Genomic DNA, 12,056 nt, shown 5'->3' with positions numbered 1-12,056 from the left:
CTTGTCCCCCTAATACATCCCCTAAAGGATCATACAAATAACAAGCCATCAACTTCATCTTATTGGCATGCAAGTTGCTTTAAAATACGCCAGATAAACCCGGATTACACCCAACAGGCGGGACCTAAAGATAAGAGGAGAAGCCCGATGGAAGCCGCCCTGACTTTGGCAGAGCCCAAAAAAGCTAAAGAAAAGACTCCCTCCAAGCAACTGGAATGGACCCCGGCAAAACGCTGGAATCCATTTAACAGCCACAAGTTGTTGAGTCATGTTACAAGGTGGGCGGAAATCAAGCGAAATCGCGAAGTTCCACCTCCTGTGCTGGTTACTGTCGATCCCACTAATGTCTGCAACCTGAAATGTGTGTGGTGCAACGCGGAATATATCCGCAAGATCAGGCACAATTCGTTATCAGCGCAAGCCATGAACAACCTGGCAGACTTTCTGGGCGGTTGGCGTCATAGAAATGACCCAAACGGTTATGGAGTAGAGGCTGTCTGTATTGCCGGCGGCGGCGAGCCTCTTCTTAACCCGGGCACACCACAGTTCATTGACCGCCTGGTGGCAAACGATATCCAGGTTGGCATAGTCACAAACGGCTTAAACATCAGCTCGGCAATTGACAGCCTTTCTCAATGCACCTGGGTGGGAGTTTCGGTGGATGCCGGATCACCAGGCACTTTCAGCACCCTTAAGGGCCTGCCAAAGAATTCCGGGGCTTTCGAAAAAATAATCCATAATATTTCGGTGCTGGTCGACTATTCCAAGCGTCACTTCACTACCTTGGGCAAGCCCCACCCCGCCTATGGGGTAAGTTATAAGTACCTTTTATATAACAAAAAAAATATCGGTGAGATATACCAGGCCGCAAAACTGGCTAAAGATATAGGCTGCCGCAACATACATTTCAGGCCTGCCGGCACAACCTGGGATAAAATCGGCACCGCCGATGAGATCAATTTCAGCAAACAGGATATTGAGCACTTTAAAGAACAGGTCGCCATGGCCCAGGAGTTGGATGACGATACTTTTGGCGTTTACGGCATCACTCACAAGTTCAACTCCCAGTTCTCTATCGCGAACTATTTTTCCAATTGCTACGCAATTTTTATGACAGCGGTTTTCATGCCGCCCAGTGATGATTGCAAGGCTGACGATGCCTTTACCATGGGCCTTTGTTGCGACAGGCGGGGGTCGGAAAAACTGGAGCTGATTAAAAACGAAGATGATTTTGAAAAGATCAAAAAATGGTGGGGCAGCTCTAATCACTGGGCGATCCATGACCAAATCGATGTGGCCAGCGAATGCCCCCGCTGCACTTATCAGCCCCATAACGAAATTTATGAGCAGGTCATTTTAAATGATGCGATGACTTACAAGTTCATATAGTCAAATCAAATGGTTATATCTGATTTAAAACCTGAAAAAAGCATGGCTGCAACAGGAGTGGAACAAAAGGCTCCTTATAAAAAAGAACACCATTATTCATGAAACACATTATAAGAGATTGGCTGTTGGCGTTAAACAGGAGAGAGCGAAAACTGCCCACCAAACAACAAGGCTTCATCCAATCATCTTAAGGCATTGGATATATTTAAAAAGTTATCTACTTAGCCGGAAGTTTCCGTTAATACTTCTAAACTTCCCATGAGTAATAAGCACCATAAATATTTAACATGTGCCAGCAATGAACAGAAGGTCGGCCAATGTAGTTTTTCATATAAACCCATCCGGCCTAAGCATCGATGAAAGATGGGGGATTTTGGATAGTAAACCCAAAGGGTCTTTATGGAATACAAAAGGGCAATACATACGCTCATTAAACTCTTGTGCCAACCGGCTCCATAAAAAAGACAAAAAACGGCTCGTGCTTCATGTTGATTAACCGGTGTTCAGAGGACTTAAGATAATGTCAGAAAATCAATCGGATTTCCCAACAATTCAAAGGGTGTCGGTTATTGGTTTGGGCAAATTGGGGCTGTGCACAGCGGCCTGCTTTGCCGGGGCCGGATTTGAAGTCTGGGGCTACGACGCCAATGCGGAAGTGATGCAGGAGCTTGCTTCAAGACGTTTGCCGATTCGGGAAACAGACTTAGAAAAGCTGATGCCTGAGGCCTGGCCCAATTTACGCCTGGCTGCCAGCACAGAACAAGCCGTTAACAATGCACAGGTCATTTTCATAATCGTACCAACACCCAGCGGACCTGATGGCCGTTTTGACAACTCATTTATTGAAAAGGTGCTTGCCGAAATCGGACCGGCTCTTAAACAAAACTATGATTACAAGGTAGTGGATGTAATTTCCACTGTCATGCCGGGATCCAGCGAAAGCAGCTTTCTGCCTCTTCTCGAAAATCTGTCCGGCAAAAAATGCGGACAGGGTTTTGGTTTGGCCTACAATCCGGAGTTCATTGCTCTTGGTTCGGTTATCCAAAACTTCCTCAACCCGGATTTGGTGCTTATCGGCTGCTCAGACCAGGTCAGCGGACACATGGTTTCCCAGGTATATGAACGCACTTGCCGCTCCAACCCCAAAATCGCCTGTATGTCGCTTATAAACGCAGAGATTAGCAAGTTGAGCCTCAATTGCTTTGTCACCATGAAAATATCGTTTGCCAACGAGCTGTCCGCCTTGTGTTCGGCCATACCGGGAGCGGACATTGACACCATCACGGATGCCTTGGGAGCCGACACCAGGATAGGAAATAAATACATTTCCGGTGGCTTGGGCTTCGGGGGGCCTTGTTTTCCTCGTGATAATCTGGCCTTTCAAAAATCAGCCAATGAATTCCAAAAAAAACTGAGCATCAGCACCAGCGTGGTCGCGGCGAATAATTCCGTGGTTGACGAGCTGAGCGACATTATCAAACAAAAAGTAGCACCGGGTGAGCGTGTGGCCATACTGGGCCTTTCATACAAACCGCAGACCCAGATAGTTGAAAGGTCACAATCTATTGATATTGCGAATAGACTTAGTGAACTGGGCTATGATGTCGCGGTCCATGATCCCATGGCTCTTGATGAAGCCGCCAAAGTCTTGACACCCGGCATGGACTTCTGCCCTGATCCCATGGATTGCTTTAAAAAGGCCTCGGCTGTCATCTTGGCCACCAACTGGCCGGAATTCACCAAACTTGATTGGGAGCGGGCTGCGGACTTAAGCCGGGAGAGGCCTTTATTGTTGGATTGCTGGCGGGCTATGCGCAGTTCGCCCCCAAGGGGATTCAGCTACCAGGCGTGGGGAATAGGACCTGCCGCCGATTGCAGCCAGGATAAAAATGGAGAGTCGCCATGTTCAATGAAGTAACTTTGGAACAGGTCAAAACCTATTGGAACGCGCGCCCCTGTAATATCCGGCACTCCCCCAGCCCGGTGGGCACTTTGAAATATTTCAATGAAGTGGAGGCTAAAAAATATTTTGTCGAGCCTCACATCCCCGAATTCGCCGAGTTTAAGCGCTGGAAAGGCAAAAAGGTGCTGGAGATCGGCTGCGGCATAGGCACAGACACTATGAACTTCGCCCGGGCCGGGGCCAAGGTTACGGCGGTCGATTTATCAGAAGAATCCCTGTCTCTCGCCAGAAAACGCGCCGAAGTTTTGGGCCTGGATATAAAATTTTATCAGGCCGATGCAGAACAGCTCAGCAATGTTGTCCCAGTGGAGGAGTACGACCTGGTCTACTCGTTCGGGGTAATTCATCACACCCCACACCCGGAAAATGTTATCCGGCAGATTAAAAAATATTTAAGCGAAAATGGCACTTTCAAAATCATGGTTTATAACCGGCTTTCTTGGAAGGTCCTTTGGATTTTGATTAAATACGGCAAGGGTGAGTATTGGAAATTAGATGAACTCATAGCCAGGTATTCCGAAGCACAAACCGGCTGCCCTGTCACCTATTCCTATTCAAAAACCACCATAAAAACCCTACTGAACGGTTTCAACATTAAAGAGGCCAAAGTAGAGCATATATTCCCATATTCGATCCCGGAATATAAACGCGGTGAGTATAAAAAGGTTTGGTATTTCAGGCTCCTGCCGGATGGTGTATTCAGGTGCTTGGAAGAGCGTCTGGGATGGCATTTGTGTGTTGAGGCTGTTCGGAACTCCATCTGATAGCCCGTGTTTTTTGTTGTTACCGCGTTTTATGAATATTAAAGGAGTGGTCCGAAATGAAATTCAGAAAAATAGCCCAAATGCCGTGGATGCATTTATTTGGATCAGTTTATTGCAATCTCAGCTGTCCCTATTGTACGCAGAGAACCAACCGGACAGATCAAATAGGCGACAATCTATATCAGGATAAGAACCTCTATTCACTGCTGGAACAAATTCCGCCCACTCATTTCTATTTAAGCGGTGGAGAACCTCTGGTGCATCCCGGTTTAGAAGACGTGATCAGCTATGGCGGGAGATATGGTCATATTTTTTCGCTGGATACCAATATTTGCATACCCATGGCCAAGCTGGAGAAGATGCTGAATACCTGGAATCCCGACCATTTGGGGTTCGTAAATATAAGCCATCACTTTTTAACCGGCATCAAACTGGATTATATTATGCAGCGGGTTGCCCTGTTAAAACAGAAAGGCATCCCCAATTTTGTAAAATACGTAGGAGCCCCGGAGGAAATAACAACCATTAAAAACAACATGCAGATATTGCGGGACGCCGGGATCGGAACCCAGGTGACTCTGTTACAAGGCAACTGGAACCAACGGAGATTACCGCAACAATATAGCATGGATGAATTGCTTGAATTCCTCAACATGGTGACTTTGAATGTACATGGCCTCCAATTTTTTAATGGAATATATTCTAGAAATATCAATTGCCGGGCTGCCAATGACTTTGTCGTTTTTAATATGCAAGGTGATAGGCAGGCAATTCCATGTTGCCATACCAGCGCTTTTCCCCGCGACCTAAACAATACTTTCTTTGGAAACGGAATCAAAAAAGCAGAACCCTGCCCCTCAAACCAATGCCTTGGCGATATTATGTTCGTATTTGGCATTAATGGTGTTACGGATGAAGTAGATCGCTTCAGCGCCATATGTAATGGGGAAAGTCCAAGACTTGGGGTGAATTCCGTCTTAAATTTCTTGCATGATCTTAAGCAAAAAGGATATCAAGTCATTGACTCAAATAAAATCGTTCAAGTTGAAAGGGCTGTCAGCCAACAGGCCCGGCAAAACCAGGCCGGAACCGGTAACAGTTTCACCCAAAAGACAGAACCAAAGACATCCCGGACAGAAAAACCGGCCCCTACAGGAGCCAATGTACAAACGAATCGATTCACGTCTGAGCAAATAAATAATTTTTTGACTAAGTTTAAATCACCGGATGACATTATTAATCATGTACCGCAACTTGCGAATTATCTAAAGAATATCGCACTAAGATATCTTCATGACAACAATCAGATCCCTTTACGGCAGTTGGCTAAAAAACTGGTTCAAGTGTTAATAAACGCACCGATAAAGGCAAACATTGAAGTAGCAGCTGTTTGCCCTTATAAATGTGGTTTTTGCACATTGCATGAACTGCATAAATATCGGCGCAAGTCGATGATGTCCTTCAATGATTTTGTGAAGTTATGGCGGGGCATAGAGCCGTTCACAACAGAAGTGGAGTTTACAGGCGGCGAGCCTTTGATGAATAAGGACTTATATCAAATCATCAAAGAAACAAGAAAAACCAATGTTCACTGCACCGTAACATCCAACGCATTTCTATTGAACAAGGATAGAGCCGATAAGATACTTGAAGCCCAACCAAATGAACTGCTACTTGCCTTTGACAGCTTTAAACCAAGTAAATACAAAGACATCAGAATCAATGGCAACTTAGACACCCTCTATGAAAATGTTAGGTATTTAGTCGAACAAAAGAAAAAACTGGGCCTTTCCCTACCTATAGTCAACGTACAAATGGTAGTCAGTAAAAAGAACATAGACGAAGCCGGTGATTTTTGGCATGAGGCCAAAAAATTAGGGGCTGATGGCGCCAGACTCAAGCCTATCCTGGTGTGGCCGGGAGAAGGTGAGGAATTTGAGAATAAAATGATTCAGGAATATCTCATTCCGGATCATCATTTCAGTTATCACCGCTTGGACAATCAAGGTAAATTGATCAAGGACAGGCAACCGGGACTATGCCCAAACACAAAGACTGTTCACATAGGTTGCGGTGGTGAGGTTATCCCATGTTGGTATATATTAAAGGACACCTATATCGCCGGTAATGCCATAGATCGGCCATTTCTTGATATATGGTTTGACCCTGAATATATTGAGTACCGTCGACGCATGAAAGAAGAAACTGTTTCAAAGGCATGTGAAGGTTGTATTGGCCGAGCTAATCCCAAGTTGTTTTTGTATTCCAGGATAACCGATGAAACGGTTTCCGATCCATTTAGGGAACATTTATTTGGTGGATCAGAACCAGCTATCAAGCCGGTGGAAAATAGACCGTCAACAAATCATGCAAAACCCCAAAGCATAAACAATCGAATAAATATAGTTTCCATCTGTGCACCTCCTCAAACCGGATCGACTTGGCTGCAGTTGATCCTCTCAAATGTTTTAGGCATTACTGCTGCCCATCCCTCCCAGTTATCAAACGGCAATTCCGGGAAGTCCGCTATTGTTAAATTCAATGAACCGCTAAGAGACATAGTGAATAAATTTAAGATTTCTCACGCTTGTTTCTTAGTACGCGATATAAGAGATGCCGTTTCTTCCTTTTATCATTATCAACTTTCTGACTATTTTAAAAATCAGGTTGATAAAAATGGAGGATTTAACAACATTGATGATTTTTACTTTGAATATTATCTGAAGAAAAGAAATTTCGACGAATTATGGTACCAGCATTTTGAGGCATCAAAGCAGTTAAAGCTGCCGTTTATTCGTTATGAGAATTTGTACGACAACACCGCCTATGAGCTTAGCCGCCTGTTAAATGAGATGGGATTACCGGCTTCCCGAAAGGCAATTTTTGACGCAATCAATGATAAGTTTTTGGAAGAATTAAAGGAATCAGGTACTGAAATCCAAGAATTTCAGACAAATACCAGCTCATTTTTCAGAAGAGGGGGGCATGGTTACTATAATGAAACTCTTTCATCTGAAGTACTTGGGGACATAAACAAACGTTTTAAACCGCTGCTTAGTGAATGGGGATATTTATCCGATGAAAATTTTCCCGGATAATATGGGGAGTTTTGTAAAGTGAAGCCCAATTTATCTTCAGCCAAACCATTGACTTCAGAGTCACATATAGAACCCAAATTAATGGTCGTTCCTGTTGAGCGAATCCACAAGGTATTAGGCTACTCACAGGAGATAGCATACCCTGGCGCCTCCCTCAACACTCCCCTGGATAAATGGAATATGGAAAAGGACGATTCACCCATATTTCGCTATCTCTACTCCAATCATAGGCCCAAACGGCATCTGGAATTCGGAACCTGGCAGGGTCAGGGGGTTGTGTATTGCCTGGAGGAATCCGAAGCCACCGTTTGGACGATCAACCTGCCGTTTGGCGAGAAAAAAGAGCAGGATAGGGCCGCCTATTCGTACAACCGGGAACAGATCCCACAAATTCAAAAATGGCTGGAAAGAATAGGCATAATCCCGAAGGCGGTTCAAAGCACCGACAGTGTCGGGTTCATCGGCAGGCTGTACCTGGAGGCGGGATTGGGAAACCGGGTCAACCAGATATACTGTGACAGCCGTGAATGGGACCATAGCGCATTTCAGCCCGGTTTTTTTGATTCAGCGCTGATTGACGGCAGCCATAAAGCTGAAGTGGTTATAAGCGACACCCAAAAAGCCTTTGAGTTGGTCCGGCCAGGCGGCTTGATAATGTGGCACGACTTCTGCCCACCGGTGATGGAAAAGTTTGAAGTGGTGAAAGGCGTCACCAGTGCATTGGTGAATAACTGGGAATTCCTTAACCAAGAGGTGTCCCCTTTATTTTGGATCAATCCCAGCTGGATTCTGGCCGGCATAAGGAAATAGGAAGTCAAAACCATGCCATCACCTTATTTGAGTGTTGTGGTAACCTCGCGCAATGATGACCATGGAAGCAGACTCAAAGAACGCACCCAAATTTTCATACATGCGCTATTGGCACAGGCAAAACGGCATAAACTTCCGACCGAATTAATAATGGTGGAGTGGAACCCACCGGCGGATCGCCCGGGGTTGGCTGATATCTTTGATTGGTCCGCTTTATCCCAATACAGCTCGGTTAGAATCATAACCGTAGGCAATGAGGTGCACCGCAGATATACAAACCATGACAAACTGCCCCTGTATCAGATGATTGCCAAGAACGTGGGAATCAGACGGGCAAAAGGTGAATTCGTATTAGCTACCAACATAGATGTCATATTCCCGGACGAGGTGTTTGAATATTTCGCCTCTGCTTCTTTATCACCCGGCCATATGTATCGATGTGACCGCTGGGACATTGATTCCAGCATCCCAATGAGCGCAGATCTAAACAAACTTCTCGCCTATTGCAGTAAAAATGTGATCAGGCATTGTGAACGCTACCAGACTAAAATGCTGAAAAGCGGCGAGAGTATATATATTGTAAGCCCTCAGGAATTAGCCCAAAACCCCTATTACAAAAAAAACCTCCGCCTGCACACCAACGCCTGCGGAGACTTTACCCTGCTGCACAAAAATGATTGGTTCAAGCTCAGGGCATACCCTGAATACGACATGTTTTCAATGCACCTGGATTCCCTATTTTGCTATAACAGCCATTACAACGGCATTGTTGAGCATGCCTTTCAACCACCCTTGGTTATTTTTCACATTGACCACGAATCAGGATGGAAGCCGGAAAAGGACCGCAGTAACGGGCTCTACCAAAAACTCAGCCAAAAACAGATCCCCTTTATAAGCAACCAACAGGCTGAAGCCGCGATCCGTCAAATAACTGAAACGAAAAAGGCACCCTTGGTCAACCCGCCTGACTGGGGCCTGGCTCAATTGGACCTACCGGAAAAGGAAATCGTGGTCTCTGCCGACATGGCGGAGGAAAAGCCCCGGGCATCAAGGCAGGCGGTCAAATCATCTGATGCGCCCTACCTCAGCCTGGTTGTGGCCTCGCGCAATGACGACCATGGAGGCGGCCTGAACGACCGCACCCAAATTTTCCTTAACTGGTTGGCATATCAATGCAATCAGTTCAAGTTAAATACCGAGCTGGTCTTTGTGGAATGGAATCCACCCGAGGAAACTCAGAGCCTTGCCGAGGTTCTTGATTGGCCCCAAGACAGTGAGTATTTCCAATCACGTCTGATCCAGGTGCCGCCAAGATTACACAACCGGCTGGAAAGCCACGATAAAATCAGATTCTATCAGATGATTGCCAAAAATGTGGGCATCAGACGGGCTAAGGGCGAATTCATCCTGGCCACTAATCTGGACCTCATTTTTTCTGATGAATTAATGGCTTTTCTGGCCAAACGGAAATTGAACAAAGCCTTTTTCTACCGCATGGACCGCCATGACTTAATTGACCGTGAACTGCCCGATTTCCAAAACTCCAAGCAACTTATGGAGTATTGCCAAAGCCGGGTGCACAGGATGCACCAGCAGGAAAACCGGCCATTGCATACCAATGCCTGTGGTGATTTCACCCTACTGGCCAAGGAGCACTGGCACACACTGATGGGCTACCCGGAGCTGCCACTCTGGTCGATCTACCTGGATGGCATTTTTGTCTTCATGTCTCACACTGCCGGGCTTAAGCAAGTGGTATTGCAGGATCCCATGCGCATTTATCACATAGAACATTCCATGGGATGGGCTTTGGATAAAGAACCGGCTAAGCATCTTCCCAGCCTGGACTTTGAAAAGGATTATGTCCCCTGGTGCCGCGCCATGGTGGAGCGCAACCAGGCAATCACTCCCAATAAAAAAGATTGGGGATTTGGCGGGGAAAATTTACCGGAATATACACCAGGCCATTTAAGCGCCTCCCCAAAAGCCCACGCATCAAAGCATAATCAGAAAACCACTCAGGCTGAAAAACCATTGAGTCCTGCACAGTTAACCACCCAGAATATACAGGAGCAGGAGGACAAAACAGCTTCGCCGGACACAATATCCGATTTCACTATCTTCACAATTCCCAAGGCTTTTACAGGTCACACCGCCGTCATCCAAAACAACGCGATAAACAGTTGGCTGCACCTCAACCCCAGGCCCAAAATAATTTTGTTTGGTAATGAAAAAGGGGTTGCGGAAATCGCTCATAAGTATGGTTTGATCCACGAGCCGGATGTGAAGTGCAACGAATACGGAACCCCATTGATCAATGAGATTTTTGGCAGGGCAGAAGAGTTGGTGAAAGGGAAACATCTGGCTTTTGTCAATACAGATGTAATCATAATGGACGATTTTATAACAGCCGCCAACCGGGCAGCCGCTCTCTTCTCAAAGTACTTATTGATTGGGCGTCGTTGGGATTTCTCCCTAAATAAGGTTTTGGATTTCAGCCAGGCGGACTGGCAGAAAACTCTGCGAAATCAGTTAAAGAAGTCGGGTGAGTTACATGAGACTACCGGCATTGATTACTTTATTTTCAGCAAGGGCCTATGGCCTATGATACCTCCGTTCGCAGTTGGCCGCACCGCTTGGGACAACTGGCTGGTGGCGGAGCCCCTGGACCTGGGATTACCGGTCGTGGATTGCAGCGAAGTTATCACGGCAATACATCAAAGCCATGATTACTTGCATGTAAAAGGAGGTAGAAATGAAGTATGGAATGGCCGGGAGGCTGCACGCAACCGTGAAATGGCCGGGATGAAAGTAATATACGGAACCACAAGTGAAGCCAGTCATGTAATGCTTGATAACAAAATTTGCCTGTCTGATGATGTTAATGGCAGACCTCCCAGGGCGGGTCAAAAAGTAATTAAGCTCTTGAGCACGGCTACGGATATGATCAACCGCAATGAAGCCTTGGAAGGACTGAGAAGCCTGGACCAGGCAAAGGAAATCATAGATCAAAATATTCGGTTCAAGATCAATGATTTTTATTATGTAAGGGCTGTGGCCCTGTTCAATCTGGGGCGTTATTCAGAAGCCGAACAAGAGGCCAAAACCGAAATCTCCCAACAGCCCAATCACCATGGCTCCCTGGATATCATCAGGCGAATAGAACAAATAAAGTCAAATGGACAATCGTAATATCTCCGAGAATATTGAGCTAACAACGGGGTAAACCATCCAATTTAACTTCGCTGATTTTAAATATTTTCGGTCAATTGAACTCAAACTTAGTTATTGAATGATTCATACAGACAGATTTAGAACTCAATACCAAGGTGCAGGAAAGGTTACCGGGCAAAAACCCTAGAATGCCGAAAACCGGGAAACAACCGAGTTCTTTGATCAAACGTAACGTACTGTATATTTCCTACAAAGCCCCCTCTTTAAACCTACCTTGGCGGAAATTAACGGGAATCGTAACCACTCACAGCCTTCCTAAGGCCCGGGCACACGCGCACAGGGTATATTTTGACCCGTGGCTGCTCAACGGATTAGGGTAGTGTCAATAATCTTTCGCTTTTATTTTTAGCAGCAGTCTCCGACACGTTTAACCGGCAAGAGCCTCAGTTTGCTCTTGCAACCTCAATGAATCCATATTCAGGTATTTTCTGGTTCCCCATTTGGTCGAGGCGACATGCCTTAGCCTTGCCGCCACCAGCATGAGAGCACTTTCGCCATCAGGGAATGCCCCAACAACCTTAGTTCGTCTTCGTATCTCCCGGATAATGCGCTCCATGGGGTTGTTCGTGCGGATACGAAGCCAGTGCTTACTTGGAAAATGGTAATAGGTAAGGGTCTGGTCAATATTTTTAGCCACCAAATCGGCAGCAGCTTTCAGCTTCATAACCCTCAGCTTTTCCACCACGGCCCGGGCCTTTTCCCTTGCCGCCGCCAGGTCTTCCTGGGCGTGTATGGCCTTTAGCATGCGAGAAACCTCGGCCACTTTACCCCTGGGCACCTGGCTGAAGACATTGCGGT

General features: G+C 46.1%; 7 protein-coding genes. 6 read left to right on the top strand and 1 reads right to left on the bottom strand.

Annotation, left to right across the window (positions count from 1 at the left end):
• The first annotated feature begins 147 nt into the window (after positions 1 to 147).
• The 6 genes from X474_RS16080 (at position 148) to X474_RS16055 (ending at position 11,216) form a co-directional block, all read left to right on the top strand.
• A complete protein-coding gene (locus X474_RS16080; RefSeq protein WP_044350336.1) occupies positions 148 to 1,389 on the top strand; it encodes a radical SAM protein in 1,242 nt (413 codons plus the stop codon).
• A gap of 520 nt (positions 1,390 to 1,909) precedes the next feature.
• A complete protein-coding gene (locus tag X474_RS16075) occupies positions 1,910 to 3,307 on the top strand; it encodes a UDP-glucose dehydrogenase family protein (RefSeq protein WP_044350334.1) in 1,398 nt (465 codons plus the stop codon).
• A complete protein-coding gene (locus X474_RS16070) occupies positions 3,292 to 4,116 on the top strand; it encodes a class I SAM-dependent methyltransferase (protein WP_044350332.1) in 825 nt (274 codons plus the stop codon). Before X474_RS16075 ends, X474_RS16070 begins: the two co-directional genes overlap by 16 nt.
• A 56-nt stretch (positions 4,117 to 4,172) precedes the next feature.
• Positions 4,173 to 7,214: a radical SAM protein gene (locus X474_RS16065; protein ID WP_044350331.1), complete on the top strand. Its 3,042-nt coding sequence runs from the start codon at positions 4,173 to 4,175 to the stop codon at positions 7,212 to 7,214.
• An 18-nt stretch (positions 7,215 to 7,232) separates the two neighbouring features.
• A complete protein-coding gene (locus X474_RS16060; protein ID WP_156360801.1) occupies positions 7,233 to 8,024 on the top strand; it encodes a class I SAM-dependent methyltransferase in 792 nt (263 codons plus the stop codon).
• 12 nt (positions 8,025 to 8,036) lie between these two features.
• The gene (locus tag X474_RS16055) at positions 8,037 to 11,216 is read left to right on the top strand and encodes a glycosyltransferase family 2 protein (RefSeq protein WP_156360800.1); all 3,180 of its coding nucleotides are present in this window, start codon (positions 8,037 to 8,039) and stop codon (positions 11,214 to 11,216) included.
• Positions 11,217 to 11,625: 409 nt separating this feature from the next.
• Here the strand turns inward: X474_RS16055 and X474_RS16050 are convergent.
• Positions 11,626 to 12,056 (bottom strand): IS256 family transposase (locus tag X474_RS16050; protein ID WP_044350327.1); only part of this gene is annotated, 431 nt, incomplete at its 5' end.

This window comes from Dethiosulfatarculus sandiegensis (genome assembly GCF_000931935.2).
GTDB lineage: Bacteria > Desulfobacterota > Desulfarculia > Desulfarculales > Desulfarculaceae > Dethiosulfatarculus > Dethiosulfatarculus sandiegensis.
The sequence above is the reverse complement of the archived record's forward strand: the minus strand, read 5'-3'. Positions and strand labels throughout refer to the sequence as shown.

Bases quoted from the DNA above. Each gene is read 5' to 3' on its own strand.
- X474_RS16055 (WP_156360800.1), top strand. From the start codon at position 8,037: ATGCCATCACCTTATTTGAGTGTTGTGGTAACCTCGCGCAATGATGAC.
- X474_RS16065 (WP_044350331.1), top strand. From the start codon at position 4,173: ATGAAATTCAGAAAAATAGCCCAAATGCCGTGGATGCATTTATTTGGA.
- X474_RS16080 (WP_044350336.1), top strand. From the start codon at position 148: ATGGAAGCCGCCCTGACTTTGGCAGAGCCCAAAAAAGCTAAAGAAAAG.
- X474_RS16070 (WP_044350332.1), top strand. From the start codon at position 3,292: ATGTTCAATGAAGTAACTTTGGAACAGGTCAAAACCTATTGGAACGCG.
- X474_RS16075 (WP_044350334.1), top strand. From the start codon at position 1,910: ATGTCAGAAAATCAATCGGATTTCCCAACAATTCAAAGGGTGTCGGTT.